Below are 21,787 nucleotides of genomic sequence, written 5' to 3' on the forward strand. Positions count from 1 at the left end.
TGACCGCACACCCCACGTTTTGATCCTGCCGTAGCGCAACCGATGGAGATCCCGCATGCGCGACCCCAGCTCTGACACGTCGATCGATCCGCTGCTCGGCTATCGCCGGCCGCGGATCGGCACGCAGCCGGCCTACCTGCATCTGCCCTACGCATCCACCGCATTGCGCGGCCCCACGCGTGCGCCCATCGATATCCCGGCCACGCTGTCGGAAGTCACCGGCCCGCAATTGAATCGGCTCACCATGGGCGAGCATGCCGCCGACCTCACCGCCGGCTTTGCGGGCGAGCCATTGGGCGAGCGCATCATCGTGTCCGGCCGCGTGCTCGACGAAAACGGCAAGCCGGTGCGCAATAGCGTGGTCGAGGTGTGGCAATGCAATGCCGCCGGCCGCTATCAACATGCCGGCGACCGGCATGACGCACCGCTGGATCCAAACTTCCGCGGCACCGGCCAGGTGCTCACCGACGACCATGGCCGCTACGCGTTCAAGACCATCAAGCCGGGCGCGTATCCGTGGCGCAATCACTACAACGCCTGGCGGCCGGCGCATATCCATTTTTCGCTGCATGGCGATGGCATCGGGCAGCGGCTGATCACACAGATGTACTTCCCCGGCGACCCGTTGCTGGCGCACGACCCGATCTACAACTGCGTGGACGATGCGCAGGCGCGCGAACGCATGGTGTCCAGCTTCGACTGGGAAAACGCGGTGAGCGAATACGCGCTGGCCTACCGCTTCGACATCGTGTTGCGCGGTCGCAAGCAAACGGTCTGGGAGTGAATCGATGAGCCTGCACACCACCCCGTCGCAAACCGTTGGCCCGTATTACCGGCTCGGGCTGGAGCCGCTGTATCGCGCGCAACTTGCGCCTGCGCAGGCCGTGGGTACACACGTGCAGGTCAGTGGTTGCGTGTTCGATGGCGCCGGCGCCCCGGTGGCCGACGCAGTGCTGGAGCTGTGGCAGGCCGATGCGGCCGGCATCTATGCGCATGCCGCCGATACGCGCTGCCAGGCGCACGATCCCGGCTTCGATGGCTGGGGCCGCGTGCCGACCGACGCGCAGGGGCGGTTTTCCTTCAGCACCGTCAAGCCGGGCCAGGTCGCCGGGCCGGATGGCAAGCTGCAGGCAGCGCATCTGACCGTGCTGGTCTTCATGCGCGGGCTGTTGCGCGGCGTGTCGACGCGGCTGTATTTCGCCGACGATCCGCAGCTGGGCAGCGACCCCATCCTGGCCCTGGTGCCGGCCGAGCGCCGTAGCACGCTGCTGGCGCAATCGCGCGGTGGCAGCGATTACGTGTGGGACATCCATATGCAGGGCGATGCGGAAACGGTGTTCTTCAACTATTGATCGCGCGGTCGGTGCGCGGGGTGCCATGCATGGTTGTCTCCGTGCGAGCAGCACGCCTGCACCTGCCTGCAGGTGCGGTGCAGCTGTCGCCACGCGCCGGGCAGGCGGGTGCCAGCGCGCGCTGCCCTCGGTGATCCATTGCGATCGTGTGGCAGCTGCGCGCGATGCCGTGATCCCGCCGCGACACGCGCCTTGTCCAAACGTGCAGCACGCATGACCCGCACTGACCACCACGCGTGCACACCACCCAGCACCGCGCACGCCAGTTGGCACTCTTGCGCATCGGTGCCATGCTGACGGCACGCCACCCGAGGCCATGCATGACTGCGACGTCTTCCCTGTTGGGATCCCTGTTTGGCGAGCCTGCCTGCGACGCGTTGTTTGATGACACGGCGCGGGTGCAGGCAATGCTGCACTTCGAATCCGCGCTCGCTCGCGCGCAGGCGCAATGCGGCGTGATTCCCGCCGAGGCCGCGCAAGCCATTGCGGCCGCATGCGACGTGCAGCATTACGATCTGGCCGCGCTGGCGCAGGCCACCGCACTTGCCGGCAACCCCGCCATTCCATTGGTCAAGGCGCTGACCGCGCGCGTGGCCGCCCACGATGCGCAGGCCGCGCGCTGGGTGCACTGGGGCGCCACCAGCCAGGACGTTATCGACACCGGCACGGTACTGCAGCTGCGCGCCGCGCTCGACCTGCTGCTGCCGCGCCTGCAGGGCCTGTGCACCGAGCTGGCTGCGCTGGCCGCGCGCGAACGCAATACCGGCCTGCCTGGTCGTACCTTGTTGCAGCAGGCGGTGCCGGTCACGTTCGGGCTCAAGGTCGCCGCCTGGCTGGATGCGCTGCAGCGCGCGCACCAGCGCCTGCAGGCCCTGCAGCACGATGGCCTGGTGCTGCAGTTCGGGGGCGCGGCCGGCACGTTGGCGTCGTTGCAGGAGCGCGGTCTGGATGTCGCCCAGGCGCTGGCAACCACGCTGGCGCTGCCGTTGCCCGCGATGCCGTGGCATACCGCACGCGATCGCCTCGTCGAGGTCGGCTGTGCGTTCGGCCTGCTGGCCGGCACGCTGGGCAAGATCGGCGGCGACGTGGTGTTGCTGATGCAGTCGGAAGTCGGCGAAGTGTTCGAGCCGGCCGCAGCCGGCAAGGGCGGCTCCTCGGCGATGCCGCACAAGCGCAATCCGGTCTCCAGCGTCGTCGCGGTTGCTGCTGCCACCCGCGTGCCCGGCCTGGTGGCGACCTTGTTCAGCGCGATGGCGCAGCCGCATGAGCGCGCCGCTGGGCAATGGCATGCCGAATGGGAGACCTTGCCGCAGATCGTGTGCCTGACCGCCGGCAGCCTGGCGCAGATGCAAGGCTGCCTGGCCGACCTGCAACTGGACCGCGAGGCCATGCGCGCGCACCTGCACAGCCATGGCGGCGTGCTGTACGCCGAGGCAGCGGTGTTCGCGCTGGCACCACGGCTCGGCAAGCCGCAGGCGCATGCGCTGGTCGAACAGGCGGTGGCACGCGCCCAGGCGCAGCAGCGCCATCTGCGCGAGGTGCTTGGCGACGACGCGCAGGTGAGCGCGGTACTCACGCAGGCGCAACTGCAGGCGGTGTTCGATGTGGACAGCTGGCGCGGCATGTCCTCGGTCTGGATCGATCGCGTGCTGGCCGCTTCTTCATCCCGCTGACGGTGCTCCGATGGCTTATCTCCAGTTGCCCACGCATCGCCTGCACTACCGCCTCGACGGCACCGAGGGCCGCCCCTGGCTGACCTTCTGCAACTCGCTGGGCACCGACCTGCACATGTGGGACGTGCAGATCGCCGCGTTTGCGCCGCATTACCGCATCCTGCGCTACGACCGCCGTGGCCATGGCGATTCGGACACGCCGCCCGGCCCGTATCGGGTTGCCGACCTCGGCCAGGACGTGCTGGCGCTGTGGGATGCGTTGCAGATCGCGCAGAGCGACTTCTGCGGCCTGTCGATCGGCGGACTCACCGGGCAATGGCTGGGCCTGCATGCACCGCAGCGCCTGCGCCGGCTGGTGGTGTGCGCCACCGCGCAGAAGATCGGCAGCAGCGAGAGCTGGAACGCGCGCATCGAGCAGGTGCGCAGCGAAGGCCTGCCGGGGCTGGTCGATGCCACCTTGCAACGCTGGTTCACGCCACCGTTTGCCATCAGCCATGCGCAGCGCCTGGACATGATCGTGGCCGCCTTCGTGTCGACATCGCCGCAGGGCTATATCGCCTGCTGCCAGGCGGTGGCCGACGCCGACTTCCGCGGCGCGCTGGACACGCTGGAGCTGCCACTGCTCGCACTGGCCGGCGACGACGACCCGGTCTGTCCGCCGGCCGATCTGCGCGAGATCGCCTACGCCGCCCCGCACGGCCACTACGCACAGGTGCCCGGCCGGCACATCTGCAACCTGGAGTCGCCGGCCGCGTTCAACCACAGCGTGCTGGGCTTTCTGCAGGCCGACCGCGTGTGACCCTCCACCCGGCCAGGCAGCTGCCGGACGCATGCAGCCGTCACCCCGATTCGGCACACACGACGCTCGTCATTCCCGCTCATGCGTTGCATCTGCGCCCAGCTGACCACGGCCAGCTGCCTGTCGCCGGCGACATCAATCGCAACCAATGCACCTGATATCCCAGCGCTTGCCCTGCGATCGCCGCCAGCATCCCGATTCCCGATTCCCAATTCCCAATTCCCAATTCCCACGCAGGAGAGATTTCCAATGCACGAAGACGAGCGTTACCAGGCGGGCTTGCGCGAGCGCCGACGCGTCCTGGGCGATGCGCATGTCGAGCGCTCGCTGGCCGCACGCACCGAGTTCACCGACGAGTTCCAAACGCTGATCACCCGCTACGCCTGGGGCACCATCTGGACCCGCGATGGCCTGCCCGCGCACACCCGCTCGCTGCTGACCCTGGCGATGATGGTGGCGTTGGGCCACGACGAGGAGTTCAAGCTGCACGTGCGCGCCGCGCGCAACAACGGCGTCACGCCCGAGCAGATCAAGGAAGTCCTGCTGCAGGCCGCGGTCTATTGCGGCGTGCCTGCCGCCAACCATGCCTTCGCGCTGGCCAAGCCCATCCTCGAGGAGCAGGCCGGCGAAGAACAGCCGGTGCGCGAAGGCTGACGGCCACGGCGACGCGTGAGTGCAGCAGGCACGCTGCATTTGCGCGGCATGCGGCGCAAATGCGACCGGTTCGGTTAGCTGTGTCCCTGGCCTGCACTGATGGCACGCCGGGCAGGGGGGCGATCTAGCGCGCGCACTGCGTTGCACCCTGGCCATCCCGTATACACATCGCCTGATGACATCACCCATCGACGACGGGATGATGCACGTACCGCAACGGACCACCGCTTCCGTTCGCACAGGACATTTCCCATGGGGTTGCCGATGCTGCCGCGTACCGTTTGTTTGCTTTTGCTGCTGCTCACCGCATCCGGGCTGCAGGCACAACCGCATCCCGGGCCCGGGACCGAGCTGGCGCAGGTGCGCGCCGACGATGGCCAGACGCTGGCGGTGTGGTCGCGCGTCCCCGCGCAGCCGCGCGGCACGATCCTGCTGGTGCATGGGCGCACCTGGAGTGCGTTGCCCAATTTCGATCTGCAGGTTGCCGACGAGCCGCGCGATGCGCGCTCGGTGCTGGCGGCATTGGCGCAGGCCGGTTACGCCGCCTATGCGGTCGATCTGCGCGGCTACGGCGGCAGTGCGCGCGATCGCAGCGGCTGGAACACGCCCGCGCGCGCCGTGGCCGATGTCGATACGGTGCTGAGCTGGGTTGCCCACCAGCACCCGCAGCTGCCGCCGCCGGCGCTGCTCGGTTATTCCAATGGTGCGCGGGTGGCGCTGCTGATCGGTCAGCAACATCCGCAGGCAGTGTCGGCGCTGGTGCTGTACGGCTTCCCCGACGATGTCGACGCAGCGCCCGACACCACCCCGGCGCCGGCGCAGCCATTGCGTGCGCGCACCACGGCCGCGGCGGCCGGCGAGGATTTCATCACCGCTAACGCCGCACCGCCTAGCGTGCGTGCGGCCTATGTGGCGCAGGCGGTATCGGCCGACCCGGTGCGCACCGACTGGCGCGCGATGGAGCAGTTCGCCTTCCAGCCGGAGCAGGTGACCACGCTGCCGGTCTTGCTGCTGCGTGGCGTCGACGATCCCATCGCGACCCAGGCGGACAACGCGCACCTGTACGCACGCCTGCGCAGCGAAGACCGCAGCTGGGTCACGCTGCCGCACGCCGATCACGTGGCGCATGTCGAGGACACCCATGCCGCCTGGGTGGATGCGGTGGTGAGCTTCCTGCGCCGGCCGCGCTGAGCGCGCCCGCCGGCGACTAACTCAACAACGCACCCAGCCGCTGCGCCGCCTGTTTCAACGGCTCCAGCAGCGTCTGCATCGTCTGCAGGCTCACGCGCCCGGCCTGGGCGCCGATGTTGAGCGCGGCGATCACCTCGCCGCGCAGGTTGCGCACCGGCACCGCGATCGAGCGCAGGCCGATTTCCAGTTCCTGGTCGGTCAGGCACATGCCTTCGCGGCGCGTGCGCGCCAGCACTTCCAGCAGTGCAGACGCCTGGGTCACGGTGCGGTCGGTGCGCGGGCGCAGCGTGGTGCGCTCCAGGTACGCCTGCAAGGTGTCGCCGGGCAGGGCGGCCAACAGGACGCGGCCCATCGAGGTGCAGTAGGCCGGCAGGCGTGTGCCCGGGCGCAGCCCGATCGACATGATGCGCACCGTCTCGGCACGCGCCACGTACAGCAGGTCGTCGCCGTCCAGCACGCCCAGCGAGCAGGATTCGTGCAACTGGTCGCGCAGCCCGTCCAGCACCGGCTGCGCCGCCGCGGTCATCGACGAAGATGCCGCATACGCACCGCCGATCCCCAGCACGCGCGGCAGCAGCACGTAGCCGCGGCCCTGCTCGCCGACATAGCCCAGCCTGGCCAGGGTATGCAGCACCCGCCGCACCGCCGCACGCGAGATGCCGGTTTCCAGGCTGATCTGCGACATCGTCACCTCGCGCGCGTGCTGGGCGAACACGCTCAGCACCACCAGCCCGCGGCCCAGCGAGGTCATGAAGTCCGGGTCGCCCTGGGCGGCGGCGATCTGCTGCATCAACTCATGCGGCAGGCCGCGTTCGCTCCCGGCGGTGGCCACGGTGGTGGTGGGTTTGCGGCGGCTGGAGGCGGGCTCGGGCATCGGATCGCAGCTTGGACGGGTCCGTGCATGGTAAGCGCTCACGCCGATACATGCCCCCGGTCGCAGCTTGTGCCCGGACATGTAAGCGCTTCACCCTGGTTGCCGCATAATCGTTGCTGGTTTGTTTCGGATCGGTCTCCTTAGTCCATGAAAACCCCCAAGGGCCTGCAACCGCTGATCGACGACGGCATCATCGACGAAGTGTTGCGACCACTGAAGAGCGGCAAGGAAGCATCCGTCTATGTGGTCAGTACGGGCGCCGACATCCTGTGCGCCAAGGTCTACAAGGACATGGCGCAACGCAGTTTCCAGGCGCGCGTGCAATATCAGGAAGGCCGCAAGGTGCGTGGCAGCCGGCAGGCGCGCGCGATGGGCAAGGCCACCAAGTTCGGCCGGCGCGAAGCCGAGACCGCATGGAAGAACACCGAAGCCGAGGTGCTCTATCAACTGATGGACGCCAGCGTGCACGTGCCTAAGCCGCGCGGCTATTTCCACGGCGTGCTGCTGATGGACCTGGTCACCGACGAGGCCGGCCACAGCGCACCGCGGCTGGGCGAAGTGGACCTGGAGCCGGAGCAGGCGCGCAGCTTCCACGCCAGCCTGATCGGCGATGTGGTCAAGATGCTGTCGCTGGGCCTGGTGCACGGCGACCTGTCCGAATACAACGTGCTGGTCTCGCCCGAGGGCCCGGTGCTGATCGATTTCCCGCAGGTGGTCAGTGCTGCCGGCAACAACGCCGCACGCGACATGCTGCTGCGCGATGTGCACAACCTGCGCGACTGCCTCGGCCGCTTCGCCCCGGAGTTGCTGGACACCCATTACGGCGAAGAGATGTGGGCGCTGTTCGAAAAGGGCGAGCTGCGCCCGGACAGCGTGCTGACCGGCCGCTTCAAGTTCGACACCCGCCGCGCCGACGTGCGTGCCATCCGCGCCTCGATCGAGGACGCACGCCAGGAAAACCTCATCCGTCAGCAGGGCCGCGAGGCCGCTGCCGAGGACGACGACTAGGCCGCTGTTGCGTTCGCGCGCGATGCGGCGTCACAGCAGCGACACAGTTGGCGCGCATGCCGGCATGCATCGCTCACGACTGTCATGCAGGTGCGTGCCGATGCAGGCGCGCAGCCACGATGCAGTGCAGCAAAAAACCAACAGATGCTGATGATGCGACTGTTCGCCAGGCATCGCCATGGCAGGCGCATGCATCGGCAGCACGGGGTTTTTGCGGTACTGCCGCGCATCTCCGGCACCGCCATTGAAATAATTGATGGCGTTGAATGGTGATTGATCATAAGTATCTGGCAGGCTCAGCCATCGTCTCCTGGAGAGTCCGCCATGTCGTTTGATCCCGATGTCGTGCGCCTGTTTGCCCAGCTTCAACACGCCGCTCAACCACCGATGGAAACCCTGCCGATCGAGGGCGCGCGCGCAATGATGCGTGCACTCGGCACGCAGCTGGGCTTTTCGCGTGTGGAGATGGCCGAGGTGCGCGACCTGCAGGCCGGCACCGCTGCCGGCCCGGTGCGTCTGCGTCTGTATCGCCCGTCCGGGCTGGCTGCCGGTCCGGCCCCGACCTGCCTGTTCGTGCACGGCGGCGGCGGTGTGGTGGGCGACCTCGACTCCCACGACGACGTCTGCCGGCAACTGGCGGCGCGCGCCGGCTGCCAGCTGCTGGCGGTCGACTATCGCCTGGCGCCGGAACATCCCGCGCCGGCCGGCGTGGAGGACGTGATTGCGACCCTGCACTGGCTGGTTGCCCAGCCCGATGCGGTCGGTGCCGACGTGCAGCGCCTGGCCGTGGCCGGCGACAGCATCGGCGGGGCCATGGCCGCAGTCGCGGCGCTGGCCGCGCGCGATGCCGGGATCGCGTTGCGCTGCCAGGTGCTGGTGTATCCGCTCACCGATGCGCGCGAGGACAACGGCCAATACCCGTCGCGATCACATAACGCCGGCCTGCCGCCGCTGACCACAGAGGCAGTGCGCTTCTTCAATCGTCATCTGTTGCCCGACCCGGCCATTGCACAGGACTGGCGCGTCTCGCCGATGCTGGTGCCGGAGGTGGCCGGCGTTGCGCCCGCACTGGTCATCGTGGGCGAGCGCGACATGCTCTACGACGAAGGCCGCAGCTATGCCGAACGCCTGCGCGCCGCCGGTGTGGAAGTCACCCTGCACAGCTTTCCCGGCATGATCCACGGCTTCATCAATATGGGCGGCGTCCTGCGCGCCGCCGGCGAAACGCTGGAGATGGCAGCGCTGCTGCTGCGCCAGCGCTTGCTGCCCGCCGTCGAGCGCAGGGCCGCATAAGGGCGTGCGGCAGGCGTGCCATGCGCGCGCTGCCGCAGCGCTGCAGCCATGCCCGCATGTGGATCACCGCGCGAGGGAAAGACGACGATGCAGGCTTGCAGGTGCGCAAGTCCTGCGGGCCGCCAGCAGGCTCAGAAGTTGAAGCGGAACGTGGTCATCAGCACGTGGTTTTCGCGGTCCACCGTGCTGGTGTTGACGAACTGATTCAGATAACCGACGTCGACATTGGCAATGTCGTTGAACTTCCAGTTGATGCCGACGAAGACGCGGTTCTGGTCCACACCGCGCCGGGCGCCCCACTCGGTGTGGTCGAGATTGACGAACAGTTCGTTGAAGGCCACCCACGACAGTTGCGCAGACAATGCACTGGGCCGGACCGCCCTGATCATCTGGCGCACCCGATACCCTTCGTCGCTGAAACCTTCGCGGTGCCGCTGCTCCAGGCGGGTGCGACTGGTGATGGTGATATTGGCAATCGGATCGAACTGATATTGAAACTGCCCCCACCAGCGATTTTCGCGGTTGGAGGACTGCCCGGCCGGGTGGCTGATGATGGTGTCATAGCCCATCCAGACACTGGCCTTGGGAGTGAACCGGTAAAACACCGCAGGGCGCAGGATCAACTGGTCGAACTGTTCGCCCTCTTCGCGCCAGCGAGGGTGCACATCCATGCTCCAGTACAGGTTTTCGACCGGCAGCTTGCCCTGGGCATACACGCTCAGCCAGTAACGCCCGTCTTCCTCGGTCTGCGCGGCCGCTTGCGAGGTGCCGCCCAGCATCAGCAGCAGGGCGGGGCAGGCGATCCGGTAGCTGGCCGTCAGCAGCGCGCGCAGTCTGTTCATCGTCAGGAAGTCGTCGGTGGTGCCGGAGCATACCAACTCGTTCGCGACCTCCATCGCGCTTTTCGGCACCGCCGCTGCGATACCGGCGTGTTGCTTCGCTTGCGGCGACATGCCGTCGCGCCATGACATCCGCTGACAAACATTCACGCGTGTGCCGCGTGTAAACGCATGCGTCCGAACAGGCAGCCGCCATGCAGCTGCCCACGCACCGGCGAGCGCTTACGCCACCTGGCTGCGGCGCGCCCGCTCCAGATGCACCAGCAGCAACGAGATCGCCGCCGGCGTCATGCCGGCAATGCGTTGCGCCTGGCCGATGCTTTGCGGGCGCACGCGCTCGAGTTTCTGCTGCACCTCGATCGACAGCCCGCGCACGCCGGCATAATCGAATCCATCCGGAATCGGCGTGGTTTCGTGGCGCTGCTGGCGTGCGATGTCGTCGCGCTGGCGGTCCAGGTAACCGGCGTATTTGACGCTGATCTCCACCTGCTCGGCCACCTGCGCATCGTCCACGCCCGGCCCCAGCGTCGGCACGCGCATCAGCGCGGCGTAATTGAGTTCGGGGCGCTTGATCAGGTCCAGCACGTTGGTTTCGCGGCTCACCGCCACGCCCAGGGTCTGGGCCACTTCGCGGCCCAGTGCATTACCCGGGGTCGCCCACAGCACCGACAGGCGCGCGCTTTCGCGCTGCACCGCCTCCTGCTTGGCGGAGAAGCGCGCCCAGCGCGCATCGTCGACCAAGCCCATCGCGCGGCCGACGCCGGTGAGGCGCGCATCGGCGTTGTCCTCGCGCAGCTGCAGGCGGTATTCGGCGCGGCTGGTGAACATGCGATACGGCTCGGTGGTGCCGTGGGTGATCAGATCGTCCACCAGCACGCCCAGGTAGGCCTCGTCGCGGCGCGGCGACCACGCCGGCAAGCCCTGCACATGGCGCGCGGCATTGAGCCCGGCCAGCAGGCCCTGTGCGGCGGCCTCCTCGTACCCGGTGGTGCCATTGATCTGCCCGGCGAAGAACAACCCGCCCACCGCCTTGGTTTCCAGCGAGGCCTTGAGCCCGCGCGGGTCGAAGAAGTCGTATTCGATCGCATAGCCGGGGCGGGTGATATGCGCCTGTGCAAACCCGTGGATCGAGCGCACCAATGCCAGCTGCACGTCGAACGGCAACGAGGTGGAGATGCCGTTGGGGTAGATCTCGGCCACTTCCAGGCCTTCGGGCTCGACGAAGATCTGGTGGCTGCTCTTCTCGGCAAAGCGCACCACCTTGTCTTCGATCGACGGGCAGTAACGCGGGCCGATGCCCTCGATCTGCCCGGAATACAGCGGCGAGCGATGCAGCGCGCTGCGGATGATGTCGTGGGTCTGTTCGGTGGTCTGGGTGATCCAGCAGCTGACCTGGCGCGGGTGATCGCCGAGCTGGCCCATGAATGACATCACCGGCAGCGGATCGTCGCCGGGTTGTTCGGCCATCACGCTGTAGTCGAGCGTGCGCCCGTCGATGCGCGGCGGGGTGCCGGTCTTGAGCCGGTCGATCGCGAACGGCCGCTCGCGCAGACGCGCGGCCAGCGTGGTGGCCGGCGGGTCGCCCATGCGTCCGGCCGCGTACTGGGTCTCGCCGACGTGGATCTTGCCGGCCAGGAAGGTGCCGGCGGTCAGCACCACCGAAGGCGCTTCGAAGCGCAGCCCGGTCTGGGTGATCACGCCGCGCACGCCGTCGGCTTCGGCGGCGCCGTTGTGGATGATCAGATCGTCCACCGCCGCCTGGAACACGGTCAGGTTGGGCTGCGCCTCGACGATGCGGCGGATGGCGTTGCGGTAGAGGTTGCGGTCGGCCTGGCAACGGGTGGCGCGCACCGCTGGCCCCTTGGAGGCATTGAGCGTGCGCCACTGGATGCCGGCCTGATCCGCCGCGCGTGCCATCGCCCCGCCCAGCGCGTCGATCTCCTTGACCAGATGGCCCTTGCCGATCCCGCCGATGGCCGGGTTGCAGCTCATCGCGCCCACCGTCTCGATGTTGTGGGTCAGCAGCAAGGTGCGCGCACCGGCGCGCGCGGAGGCCAGCGCCGCCTCGGTGCCGGCATGGCCGCCGCCGATCACGATGACGTCGTAGCGATAGAAGGAGTCGGACATGGGCGTGGACCAGGAGCAGAAGGAGGTTGGCGGCCGCGAAAGTATCGGCTGAAGGGCGAGTAAGGTCACTCGACGGATAAAAATGTGATGTAGATCACATCATCGAACACTGGCTCTCAAGTTGGCATGTTCCGTGCGGATATCCCTAGTGCACCCGTCGTGGCATTGCGACATGGGCGCAAGGCTGGAATTGGAACAGGGGCCAGCCACGCGTGCGATGGGGTAGCGTAAGGGTCGGTAGTCGGGGGACTGCCGACCCTTATTTTTTTCCGCGCTCCACCGCCCGCCGCAGCCCTGGCTGCTCGAACGGGGTGCCCAGGTGCGCCAGAGCGGACCGCACGACAAAAACATAAAGCCCCGGCATGCCGGGGCTTTATGCGTTGGAGGCGCCGATATCCGACAGGGCCGGAACAGGGGGGATCCAGATTTCCCTGTCGGACATCGACATAAGTCGGTCAGTGCGCCCGGCCGGGTCAAAACATGACGTGGCGGGTCACACAGAGCGCCTAGCTTGCGACCAAGTGCCGGCTGAACGCAAGCCCCCAACATCGCCATTTGTGGGCCACGTCGCAGTCAGCAACTCAGGGAATCTGCTCACGTGTGTTGCGCGGCGCGGTCTGCCGTTGAATCTCGCGGATCACCCGCGGCGGCGCACCGATGCGAGGCGGCCGCGACGGCGGAGCGCCAGTCGCCGGTGGGCGATTGGGCTGTTGCGGGCGCGGGCCGTTGGGACGGGGCCCATTGTTGAACGAGCCGCGCGGACGTGGCGGCCGGTACTGCGGGCGGCGATCGTTCTGGCGGTAGTAATAGCCACCGCGGTAGACCGGATACGCCGGGTAGTCGTACAGCCCGATCGAACCGGCGCCGTAAGGGTAACCGTAGGGGTTGCCGTAGAAATATGGCGAGTACCCCGGCGGATAGCGGTACTGCACCGCGGGCGCGCCGCGGTAATAGCCGCCCGACCCCGCACCGGTGTAGTCGTAGGTTGTGCAGCCGCCCAGGGCCAGTAGCCCGGCGGCGAAGATCAGACGGAATTTCATGGATGGTGCCCTCCTGCAACCATGGTGTCACTTTCGAACCGATGCATTGAATCGGTCCTTAACTGTGCCGCAATGTGGTGCTTCTGCATCGATCCAGCATGCGCGGGTGCCGCGCGTGCAGCCGTGAAGGCGGGGACGATACGTTAATCTTGCAGGCATGATCGAGACGGTCCCGCTTGCCCATTCCGACGTCCTGCAAGCTGCTGCGCGCATCGCGCCGCAGTGCGTGCCGACACCGCTGCTGAACTCGCACAGCCTGGACGCCCTCTGCGGTGCGCAGCTGTTCTTCAAGGCCGAACACCTGCAGCGCAGCGGCGCCTTCAAGTTCCGTGGCGCCTGCAACGCGGTGTGGTCGTTGCCGGAGGAGCTGGCCGCGCGTGGGGTGGTCACCCATTCGTCCGGCAATCACGGCGCCGCACTCGCACTTGCCGCGCGCACGCGCGGGATCGGCTGCCACGTGGTGGTGCCTGAAGGCGCGGTGGCCGCCAAGCTGGCCAATATTTCCCGTCACGGCGCCACGCTGTGGCGTTGCGCGCCCACCATCGCGGCGCGCGAGCAGATGTGTGCCGACGTCCAGGCCGGCAGCGGCGCGACGCTGGTGCATCCGTATACCGACCCGGCGGTGATCGCCGGGCAGGGCACCGCCGCGCTGGAGCTGCTGCTGCAGAGCGGCGGGCTGGATGTGCTGGTGGCACCGGTCGGCGGCGGTGGGCTGGCCGCCGGCAGTGCGCTGGCGCTGCAATCGGCGCCGGGCTGTGCGCTGGTGCTGGCCGAGCCGAGCGGGGCGGCCGATACCGCGCGCTCGCTGGCGGCCGGCGAGCGCCTGGTCGACTTCGTGCCCGACACGCTCTGCGACGGCCTGCGCGGCACCCTGGGTGCGCCCAATTTCGCAGTGTTGCAGGCCGCCGGCGCGCAGGTGATCACCGTGGACGATGCGGCGGTGGTGCAGGCGATGCGGCTGATCTGGCAGGTGCTCAAACAGGTGGTGGAGCCGTCCTCGGCGATTGCGCTGGCAGCGGTGCTGGGCGACCCGGCGCGCTTTGCCGGGCGGCGGGTCGGGCTGATCCTGTCCGGCGGCAATGTCGATCTGGATGCGCTGCCGTGGGCCGCGGCGTGAGCAGGCGGTCGCGTGGGATCGGTCTGTGGGGCTGGTGCTGGCGCCTGTGCATGCTGACGCTGATCTGGCTGGTGGGCGTGGCCGGCTGGATCGTCTGGGTCGGCGATCGCGACCAGGCCGCGCCGGCCGACGTGATCATCGTGCTGGGCGCGGCTGCCTACGACGCGCGCCCTTCGCCGGTGTTCGAAGAGCGCATCCGGCATGCGCTGGACCTGTACGCGCAGGGCTACGCGCCGCGGCTGCTGTTCACCGGCGGCTTCGGCAATGGCGCGCGCTTTGCCGAATCGCAGGTGGCGCGGCGCTACGCGCTACGCCACGGCGTACCGCCGGAGGCGATCGTGATCGAGACGGTCTCGCGCACCACCCGGCAGAATCTGCAGCAGGCACGCGCGCTGATGGACCGGCACGGCATGCACCGGGCGATCATCGTCAGCGACCCGTTGCACATGGCGCGCGCGCTGCGGCTGAGCGATGAGCTGGGGGTGGACGCGCTGGCCTCTTCCACGCCCAGCACGCGCTTTCGCAGCTTCCACACCAGCTGGCGCTTCCTGCTGCAGGAGGTCTATTACTTCCATCGCGATCTGGTGGTGCAGGGCGCCTGACGCCGGGTATGCCGCAGGGCAGGCGTGTTGAAGCGCAAAACGCGCTCTATGATGCCGCTTTCCCAGCGGCAGGTTCGAGCATGAGCGAGCGCAATCGGCAACACGCCACCGGCCTGGTCCAGGCCTATTACGCGGCATTCAACCGCGGCGATTGGGACGCCATGCTGGCGTTCCTGGCCGAGGACGTCGCGCACGATCTCAACCAGGGCCCGCGCGAGATCGGCCGGGCGGAATTTGCCGCCTTCCTGCAGCGCATGAACGACAGTTACCGCGAGCAGCTGCGCGACATCGTGATCACCGCCAACGAGGATGGCACCCGGGTCGGTGCCGAGTACGTGGTGCACGGGGTCTACCACACCACCGACGAAGGCCTGCCGGAAGCCAATGGGCAGACCTATGTGCTGCCGGGTGGTGCGTTCTTCGATGTGCGCGACGGCAAGATCACCCGCGTCACCAACTACTACAACCTGCAGGAATGGATCGCGCAGGTGTCGCGCTGAGCGCATCGACCGCCACGGCGTAGGAGCGCACCTGGGCGCGATGAGGCGTTACCGGCAATGCTGGTCGCGCCCGGGTGCGCTCCTACGTGATTGGTGCGGTGTTGCGGCCGGAGCTGTGCCTATGTAGGAGCGCGCTTGCGCGCGATGGGGCGTTACCGGCGATGCCTGGTCGCGCCCAGGTGCGCTCCTACGTGGGTGGGGGTTACAGCAACACGATCCCGACCACCACCAGGATGAAGATGCCCCACTTGAGCGTCTGGTACAGCGGGTTGTTGCGTTCTTTCAGCGCCTTGGCCTTCAGGCGCGCGGCATAGAAATAGCGGAACACGCGGTTGATGCCGCCGGTCTTGTCGCCTTCCTGATTGGGCGAGGCACCGGCCGAGAGCAGGCTGCGACCGACGAAGCGGTTCACCGCCGCGGCCCAACGCCAGCGCATCGGGCGCTCGATGTCGCAGAACAGGATGATGCGGTCCTGGTCGGTGTCGTTGCGCGCGTAGTGGATGTAGGTCTCGTCGAACATCGTCCACTCGCCATCGCGCCAGCTGTGGCGCTGCCCGTCGACATCGATGAAGCAGCGGTCGTCGTTGGGCGTGGCCAGCCCCAGGTGCAGGCGCATGGACCCGGCGAACGGGTCGCGGTGCGGGCGCAGTTCGCTGCCCGGCGGCAACTCGGCGAACATCGCGGCCTTGACCGTGGGGATGGACTTCAGCAACGCAGTGGTCTGCGGGCACAGTTCAGACGCCGACGGGTGCGCGGTGCCGTACCACTTCAGATAGAAGCGCTTCCAGCCACGGCGGAAGAACGAGTTGAAGCCGATGTCGGTGTAGCCGTCGGCAGCGCGGATCTTCTGCATCTGCTGCAGCGCCACCGCTTCATCGCGGATCAGCGGCCAGTTGGCGCGCAGCGGCGCCAGCTCCGGAAATTCCTTGCCGGGATCGATGAACGGCGTGGTCGGCACGCGCGAACACAGATACATCAGCGTGTTGATCGGCGCCATGAAGGTGGAATGGTCCAGCAGCTGCCGGCTGAGCCGGTGCCGTACGCGACCGCGGTAATGGATGTACAGCGCCGATGCGATGAACAGCGCGATGATGAGCCACTTCAACATTGGGAAGGCCGATTGGGGGACGGGGGCCGCAAACCTAAGAGCGGCTATCAAAACGACAATGCAGCAGCCGGGCGGGGGCGCTGCCGGTACTCGGAACCGGCATGTACCACGCGTACATGCCGGTTCCTGCGCGCCGTCTGCAGCCACCTGGCGGCTGCGTGCTGCGTTTTGCTAACCACGCCGGTTCAGGCGTCGAAAAGGCAAGCCGCAACAGGAACATGCGGCCATTGACTGCTGAATTCTACCGGGTGTCGCGACCGAGCCTGACAGGTCAGCATTGGTGCCGTCGCAAAACTGTGTGTCTCGCCGGCAACGGCTGCGTTGCCGCCGGCGATCTGCACCGCCGCTAGTCGATGCGGCGGCGGATCGGGATCGAGGCCACCGGGACGCTGGCGACATCGTGTCCCTGCTCGCGGATGGGCGCGCCCGGCGCCGGTGCCCAGGCGTGGGCATAGATCACTTCCCAGGAGCTGGGCAGGGTGCCGTCCGGCCGCCGCAAGGGCTCATAGGCGGCGCTGGCGGCGGCAAAACGGCCGCGTCCGGTCAGGGTGGCGCGGCGATTGCTGAGTGCGTTGGTGGCGCCCATCGCGCGCAGCTCGCGCATCAGCGCGGGCAGGTCGCTGTAGGTCAGCGTGAACAGGTCGCGGTCCAGCACGGGGTCGCGGAAGCCGGACATCAGCAAGGCATCGCCGAACTGGGCGATCGGCGGAAAGCGGCTGACATGCGGTGCCGGGTCGGCCTGGGCGAACGCCTCGCGCAGCTCGATCAGCGTCTCCGGGCCGAAGGTGGAGCACAGCAACAAGCCGCCTGGCCGCAGCGCGCGGCGGAAACCGGCAAATACCGCGGGCAGGTCTTCCACCCACTGCAGGCACAGGTTGCTGAAGATCACGTCCACGCTGCCGTCGGCCACCGGCAAGGCGCGTGCATCGGCGCAGACCTGCGCGAACGGCTTCCACCAGCCCGCCGCCTTGCGCGCCTGGCGCAGCATCGGCATGGCCTGGTCCAGCGCGATCACCTGCGCCTTGGGCCAGCGCTTCTTGATCGCGCCGCTGGCATGGCCGGGGCCGGCGCCGACATCCAGCACCACCTTGGGCACCTGGTCGCCCAGGTAGTCGAGCGATTCGAGCAGGCGCGCTTCGGCTTCGCGCTGTAGCGCGGCGGCGGCGGCATAGCTGCTGGCGGCACGCGCAAAGGCGCGCCGGACGTGGCGGGGGTCGAAAGTACTGTTCATGAGCGGCGCTATTGTCGCCTGTGGCCGGGGCGGAGGGAATCGATGGATGGCCTGGCATCGGCCTGGCGAGTCTGCAGACGTTCGGTCTGCCGGTGGCTGCGCTGCGAGCGGCACGGGGTTCAACGGGGCCTGACCAAACACCCACCGGATGCCCGCGGCGGTCGCCACGACTCGCCGCGTGGCCGAGGCGCTCTAGAACGTGCCGGGATAGCTGCCGCCGTCGATCAGCAGGTTTTGCCCGGTGATGTAGCCGGCCTGCGCGCTGCACAGAAACGCGCAGGCCGCGCCGAATTCGTCCGGCTCGCCGAAGCGTGCGGCGGGAATGCCCGCACGCTTGCGCTCGACGACGTCTTCGACGCTGCTGCCTTGCTGTTGCGCGATCGCCGCGAAGTTGCCGCGCAGGCGGTCGGTGGCGAACTGGCCGGGCAACAGATTGTTGATGGTGACGTTGTCGGCCACCGTGCTGCGCGCCAGCCCGGCGACGAAGCCGGTGAGGCCGGCGCGCGCGCCATTGGACAGGCCCAGGATGTCGATCGGCGCCTTCACCGCACTGGAGGTGATGTTGACGATGCGACCGAAGCGCCGCGCGCGCATCGCATCGACGCTGGCGCGGATCAGTTCGATCGGCGCCAGCATGTTGGCGTCCAGTGCGCGCAGCCAGTCGTCGCGTTCCCACTGGCGAAAATCGCCGGGCGGCGGGCCACCGGCATTGTTGATGAGGATATCCAGCTGCGGGCAGGCGGCGAGCGCATCGCTGCGTCCCTGCGGGGTGGCGATATCGGCCACCACGCTACGCACTTCGCCGGCGCCTGGCAGTGCGCGCAATGCCTCGGCGGATTGCTCCAGGGCAGCGCGGCCGCGCGCGACGATCACCACGTTGACGCCTTCGCTGGCCAGTGCGCGTGCGCAGCCCAGCCCCAGGCCCTTGCTGGCGGCGCAGACCAGTGCCCAGCGCCCGGCGATTCCCAGATCCATGCGTGTGTCCTCGATCAGCGATGCCGCATGATCGACGATCCGCTCATGGCACGGACGCAACGAAGCGTTGCAGCGCCTCGGCGACCTGATCGGCATGACCAAGAAACGGTGCGTGCCCGCCACCGGCAATGGTCAGGGCCTGCGCGTGCGGCGTCAGCGCGGCGGCGGCCTGCATGCCGGCCGCCGGTACCAGCCGGTCGCGCTGGCCCGCGATCCACAGGCTGGGGCGCGCGAGTTGCGGCAGCGCGCGGCGCAGGTCGCTGCGTTCCAGCAGCTGCAGGCCTTGCTGCAGTGCTTCGGCGGCCGGTTCGCCACGCGCCGCCAGCGTCTCGCGCAGGCTGCGCAACTCGCTGCGGGCATGCGCCGAGCCCAGCGTATCCAGCGCCAGAAACCGCTCCAGCGTGCCGTGATAATCGCGCGCCAGGTCCTGGCCGAATTGCACGAACACCTCGCGCTCGACGGCGTCGGACCAATCTTGGCCACGCACGAAACGCGGCGTGGCCGCGATCATCGCCAGCCCGCGTACCTTGGGCTGGGTGGCTGCGGCATGCAGCGCGAACAGCCCGCCCAACGACCAGCCGACCCACACCGCCGGCGGCGTGGCGGCGGCAATGCCGGCGACCACGTCCGGCAGCGCCAGCGGCGTGCTGTCGCCACGGCTGAAACCGTGTCCGGGCAGATCCACCAGGTGCAGTTGATGCTGCGCGGCCAGGCGTTCCACCAATGGCGCGAACACGCCGCCGTGCAACGCCCAACCGTGCAGAAGAACCAGCGCAGGCCCGTGGCCGATGACATCGATATGCATGCGGGGATTGTCGCTGATGGCGCTGACCGGCGCATGGGTCGGCGCGTGCGGCGCAAGGTGTCTTGCGTCAGCCTGCGCTGCGCGTGGAGCCGATCTGCGCGGCACGTCAAGCCGGTTGCGGACACGCAGGACCGCACCGACAGTAGCGATCTGCTCACATCAACGACGCGGACACTGCTACGTCGAGCACCGGCCGCCGTCGCGCGGCTACTGCGCAATCGTCTGGATCGTCGCCCTCAGGCAGACGCACGCAGCGGTTGCCGGCTGACCACATCGCGCGCCTGCACGATGGCCTCGATCAAGGCCTGCACCTGCTGCGGCGTATGCAGCGCGGACAGGGTCACACGCAGACGCGCCTTGCCTTCGGGCACGGTGGGTGGGCGGATCGCGCCGACCAGGAAGCCGGCCTGTTCCAGCGCGGCCGACATCGCCATCACCGTGGCTTCTTCGCCGCATAGCAGGGGCTGGATCGGCGTATCCGAGGCCATCAGCTCGAAGCCATGCCGGCGTGCGCCATCGCGGAAACTGCCGATCGACTCGACCAGCTTGGCGCGCCGCCAATCGTCGCGACGCGCCAGTCGCACTGCCGCCAACGTCGCAGCGACCTGCGCCGGTGGTAACGCGGTGGTGTAGATGTAGGGGCGCGCGGTTTCGGCCAGATGGCGCACCAGCGCTGCATCGCCGACCACCACCGCGCCATAGCCGCCGAGCGCCTTGCCCAGCGTCACCAGCTGCAGCGGCACTTCGGCCACGCCCAGTCCGGCATCGGCAACGCAACCGCGCCCCTGCGGGCCGAGCACGCCCACGCCATGTGCGTCGTCGACGTAGAACAGCGCCTGCTGCATGCGTGCCACCAGGCTCAACGCACGCAGCGGCGCGACATCGCCATCCATGCTGAAGACGCCATCGCTGGCCAGCATCGCCGCGCCCTCGGGCGAGCCCTTGAGCTGACGCATCGCGCCTTCCACATCCAGGTGCGGATAACGACGCAACCGGCAGCCGGCCAGGCGTGTGGCATCGAGCAGGCTGGCGTGGTTGAGCCGGTCCTGCACGCAGACATCGTCGTCCTCGCTGAGCAAGGCCTGCTGCACCGCCAGGTTGGCGATGAAGCCGCTGCCGAACAGCAGCGCCGATGGATAGCCGAGCCACTCGGCGATCTCGCGCTCCAGCGTTTCGTGCGCGGTGTGGTGGCCGCAGATCAGGTGCGAGGCGGTGGCGCCGGCACCATCGCGCGCGGCGGCGTCCTGCAACGCGGCGACCACTTCGAACTGCTGCGACAGGCCCAGATAGTCGTTGGAGCAGAAACCGGTCAGCCAGCGGCCATCGACTTCCAGCCGCACGCCATCGCGACGGCTCACCAGCCGCCGCACCCGCACCCGTTCCTGGGCCACACGCAAGGTGCGCAGCGACGAAATCCGTTCGTGCAGATCGGGGCGGGCCATGGGGGCGTTCAACGGCAGAAGGGGGCGTTAGCGTAGCCTGCCGCGCCCGGCACGCCCAGCCGGCACCGACGACCGGTGCCGGACGTTCGATTCGCGGTTAGGCGGCGTGCTCGCAGGCCGTGCTGCGGGTGATCTCCGCATGCACGGTGCCGGGGTGGTCGTGGTCGGCGGCGTCGACGGTGATCTGCATCGGGCGCAGGCCCAGGCGCTGGAACAGAGCCTGGTCGCGTTCGGTGTCCGGGTTGCCGGTGGTCAGCAGTTTTTCGCCGTAGAAGATCGAGTTGGCACCGGCCAGGAAGCACAGCGCCTGCAGTTCGTCGCTCATCGCCTCGCGGCCGGCGGACAGGCGCACCATCGAACGCGGCATCGTGATGCGGGCGACCGCGATCATGCGTACGAACTCGAACGGATCCAGTTGCTGGGTGCCGTGCAGCGGGGTGCCGGCGACCTGGACCAGCTGGTTGATCGGGACCGAATCCGGATGCGCCGGCAGCGTGGCCAGCGCCAACAGCAGGCCGATGCGGTGCTCGCGGGTTTCGCCCATGCCGACGATGCCGCCGCAGCAGGTCTTCAGGCCGACATCGCGCACGTGCTCCAGCGTGTTCAGGCGATCCTGATACTGGCGGGTGTGGATGATCGAGTCGTAGTAATCCGGCGCGGTGTCCAGATTGTGGTTGTAGTAGTCCAGCCCGGCGTCCTTGAGCGCACGCGCCTGGCCGGCGTCGAGCATGCCGAGCGTGGCGCAGGTTTCCAGGCCCATTGCCTTGACCTCGCGGATCATCGCCGCCACCTTGGGGATGTCGCGCTCCTTGGGCGAGCGCCAGGCCGCGCCCATGCAGAAGCGCGAGGCGCCGGCGGCCTTGGCCTGGCGTGCCTTGGCGACGACCTCTTCGGTCTCCATCAGCTTCTGCGCGGTCACGCCGGTGTCGTAGCGCTGCGCCTGCGGGCAGTACGCGCAGTCTTCCGGGCAGCCGCCGGTCTTGACCGACAGCAGCGTGGACACCTGCACCTGCGCCGGATCGAAATGGGCGCGATGCACGCTGGCAGCGCGGTGCAGCAGCTCCGGAAACGGCAGGTCGAACAGCGCCTGCAGCTCGTTGCGATCCCAGTCATGGCGTACGACAACAGACATCGGGGTTTCCTGACAGTCAGCGGCT

The 21,787-nt window shown here is 68.2% G+C and carries 22 protein-coding genes and 1 other RNA gene; 12 read left to right on the plus strand and 11 right to left on the minus strand.

Going from position 1 to position 21,787, the window contains the following annotated elements:
* Positions 1-55: 55 nt before the first annotated feature.
* The 6 genes from pcaH (at position 56) to ABQ137_RS02385 (ending at position 5,669) form a co-directional block, all read left to right on the plus strand.
* A complete protein-coding gene (gene pcaH, locus ABQ137_RS02360) occupies positions 56-784 on the plus strand; it encodes a protocatechuate 3,4-dioxygenase subunit beta (RefSeq protein ID WP_054591148.1) in 729 nt (242 codons plus the stop codon).
* A 4-nt stretch (positions 785-788) separates the two neighbouring features.
* Positions 789-1,352: a protocatechuate 3,4-dioxygenase subunit alpha gene (gene pcaG / locus ABQ137_RS02365; RefSeq protein WP_349781059.1), complete on the plus strand. Its 564-nt coding sequence runs from the start codon at positions 789-791 to the stop codon at positions 1,350-1,352.
* A gap of 320 nt (positions 1,353-1,672) precedes the next feature.
* Complete coding sequence (locus tag ABQ137_RS02370) at positions 1,673-3,025, plus strand: 3-carboxy-cis,cis-muconate cycloisomerase (RefSeq protein WP_503021182.1); 1,353 nt, start codon at positions 1,673-1,675, stop codon at positions 3,023-3,025.
* Between the two features lie 10 nt (positions 3,026-3,035).
* On the plus strand, positions 3,036-3,824 hold the full coding sequence (gene pcaD / locus ABQ137_RS02375) for a 3-oxoadipate enol-lactonase (RefSeq protein ID WP_024938787.1): 789 nt from the start codon (positions 3,036-3,038) through the stop codon (positions 3,822-3,824).
* Positions 3,825-4,073: 249 nt separating this feature from the next.
* The gene (gene pcaC, locus ABQ137_RS02380; protein ID WP_184432373.1) at positions 4,074-4,478 is read left to right on the plus strand and encodes a 4-carboxymuconolactone decarboxylase; all 405 of its coding nucleotides are present in this window, start codon (positions 4,074-4,076) and stop codon (positions 4,476-4,478) included.
* Positions 4,479-4,742: 264 nt separating this feature from the next.
* Positions 4,743-5,669: an alpha/beta hydrolase gene (locus ABQ137_RS02385; protein WP_349781508.1), complete on the plus strand. Its 927-nt coding sequence runs from the start codon at positions 4,743-4,745 to the stop codon at positions 5,667-5,669.
* Positions 5,670-5,685: 16 nt separating this feature from the next.
* Here the strand turns inward: ABQ137_RS02385 and ABQ137_RS02390 are convergent, their stop codons facing one another.
* Positions 5,686-6,543: an IclR family transcriptional regulator domain-containing protein gene (locus ABQ137_RS02390; protein ID WP_024938784.1), complete on the minus strand. Its 858-nt coding sequence runs from the start codon at positions 6,541-6,543 to the stop codon at positions 5,686-5,688.
* 147 nt (positions 6,544-6,690) lie between these two features.
* On the opposite strand from ABQ137_RS02390, the gene ABQ137_RS02395 reads away from it, so the two are divergent.
* Entirely contained in the window at positions 6,691-7,551 is an 861-nt protein-coding gene (locus ABQ137_RS02395; protein WP_039517307.1) for a PA4780 family RIO1-like protein kinase, read from the plus strand.
* Between the two features lie 30 nt (positions 7,552-7,581).
* Here ABQ137_RS02395 and ABQ137_RS02400 read toward each other — a convergent pair whose 3' ends face one another.
* On the minus strand, positions 7,582-7,932 hold the full coding sequence (locus ABQ137_RS02400) for a hypothetical protein (RefSeq protein ID WP_349781541.1): 351 nt from the start codon (positions 7,930-7,932) through the stop codon (positions 7,582-7,584).
* Between ABQ137_RS02400 and ABQ137_RS02405 the strand changes: the two genes are divergently transcribed.
* Positions 7,876-8,844, plus strand: coding sequence for an alpha/beta hydrolase (locus tag ABQ137_RS02405; RefSeq protein WP_024938782.1), 969 nt, complete (start codon positions 7,876-7,878; stop codon positions 8,842-8,844). The two genes, ABQ137_RS02400 and ABQ137_RS02405, sit on opposite strands and share 57 nt — an antisense overlap.
* Before the next feature lie 131 nt (positions 8,845-8,975).
* Here the strand turns inward: ABQ137_RS02405 and ABQ137_RS02410 are convergent, their stop codons facing one another.
* From ABQ137_RS02410 to ABQ137_RS02420, 3 genes are all read right to left on the minus strand, one after another.
* Positions 8,976-9,686: a DUF2490 domain-containing protein gene (locus ABQ137_RS02410; RefSeq protein ID WP_503021192.1), complete on the minus strand. Its 711-nt coding sequence runs from the start codon at positions 9,684-9,686 to the stop codon at positions 8,976-8,978.
* Positions 9,687-9,905: 219 nt separating this feature from the next.
* Positions 9,906-11,810 carry a tRNA uridine-5-carboxymethylaminomethyl(34) synthesis enzyme MnmG gene (gene mnmG, locus ABQ137_RS02415; RefSeq protein WP_349781061.1) on the minus strand — a complete coding sequence of 635 codons (1,905 nt, stop codon included), beginning with the start codon at positions 11,808-11,810 and terminating at the stop codon, positions 9,906-9,908.
* A 581-nt stretch (positions 11,811-12,391) separates the two neighbouring features.
* Positions 12,392-12,850 carry a hypothetical protein gene (locus ABQ137_RS02420; RefSeq protein ID WP_349781062.1) on the minus strand — a complete coding sequence of 153 codons (459 nt, stop codon included), beginning with the start codon at positions 12,848-12,850 and terminating at the stop codon, positions 12,392-12,394.
* A gap of 157 nt (positions 12,851-13,007) precedes the next feature.
* Between ABQ137_RS02420 and ABQ137_RS02425 the strand changes: the two genes are divergently transcribed.
* The 3 genes from ABQ137_RS02425 (at position 13,008) to ABQ137_RS02435 (ending at position 15,069) form a co-directional block, all read left to right on the plus strand.
* Entirely contained in the window at positions 13,008-13,967 is a 960-nt protein-coding gene (locus tag ABQ137_RS02425; protein ID WP_349781063.1) for a pyridoxal-phosphate dependent enzyme, read from the plus strand.
* Positions 13,952-14,569, plus strand: coding sequence for a YdcF family protein (locus ABQ137_RS02430; RefSeq protein ID WP_026064498.1), 618 nt, complete (start codon positions 13,952-13,954; stop codon positions 14,567-14,569). The genes ABQ137_RS02425 and ABQ137_RS02430 overlap by 16 nt, the downstream gene beginning before the upstream one ends.
* 80 nt (positions 14,570-14,649) lie before the next feature.
* A complete protein-coding gene (locus ABQ137_RS02435) occupies positions 14,650-15,069 on the plus strand; it encodes a nuclear transport factor 2 family protein (protein WP_065047020.1) in 420 nt (139 codons plus the stop codon).
* Positions 15,070-15,271: 202 nt separating this feature from the next.
* Here ABQ137_RS02435 and lpxO read toward each other — a convergent pair whose 3' ends face one another.
* Positions 15,272-16,177, minus strand: a complete 906-nt coding sequence (gene lpxO / locus ABQ137_RS02440; protein ID WP_016903250.1) for a lipid A hydroxylase LpxO — start codon at positions 16,175-16,177, stop codon at positions 15,272-15,274.
* A 101-nt stretch (positions 16,178-16,278) separates the two neighbouring features.
* Between lpxO and ABQ137_RS02445 the strand changes: the two genes are divergently transcribed.
* A non-coding RNA gene (locus ABQ137_RS02445) (sX9 sRNA) lies at positions 16,279-16,354 on the plus strand.
* 169 nt (positions 16,355-16,523) lie between these two features.
* Here ABQ137_RS02445 and bioC read toward each other — a convergent pair.
* The 5 genes from bioC to bioB all read right to left on the minus strand — a co-directional run bounded on the left by bioC (position 16,524) and on the right by bioB (position 21,762).
* On the minus strand, positions 16,524-17,408 hold the full coding sequence (gene bioC / locus ABQ137_RS02450) for a malonyl-ACP O-methyltransferase BioC (protein ID WP_039517288.1): 885 nt from the start codon (positions 17,406-17,408) through the stop codon (positions 16,524-16,526).
* A 192-nt stretch (positions 17,409-17,600) separates the two neighbouring features.
* A complete protein-coding gene (locus ABQ137_RS02455; protein ID WP_184614635.1) occupies positions 17,601-18,383 on the minus strand; it encodes an SDR family oxidoreductase in 783 nt (260 codons plus the stop codon).
* A 43-nt stretch (positions 18,384-18,426) separates the two neighbouring features.
* Positions 18,427-19,188 (minus strand): pimeloyl-ACP methyl ester esterase BioH, encoded by a 762-nt coding sequence (bioH, locus tag ABQ137_RS02460; protein WP_349781064.1) that lies wholly within the window; start codon positions 19,186-19,188, stop codon positions 18,427-18,429.
* A gap of 236 nt (positions 19,189-19,424) precedes the next feature.
* Entirely contained in the window at positions 19,425-20,630 is a 1,206-nt protein-coding gene (gene bioF / locus ABQ137_RS02465; protein ID WP_104626591.1) for an 8-amino-7-oxononanoate synthase, read from the minus strand.
* 97 nt (positions 20,631-20,727) lie between these two features.
* Positions 20,728-21,762 (minus strand): biotin synthase BioB, encoded by a 1,035-nt coding sequence (bioB, locus tag ABQ137_RS02470; RefSeq protein WP_154831294.1) that lies wholly within the window; start codon positions 21,760-21,762, stop codon positions 20,728-20,730.
* Positions 21,763-21,787: the final 25 nt, after the last annotated feature.

The sequence above is a fragment of the Xanthomonas sp. WHRI 8393 genome, from assembly GCF_040203315.1.
GTDB lineage: Bacteria > Pseudomonadota > Gammaproteobacteria > Xanthomonadales > Xanthomonadaceae > Xanthomonas > Xanthomonas arboricola.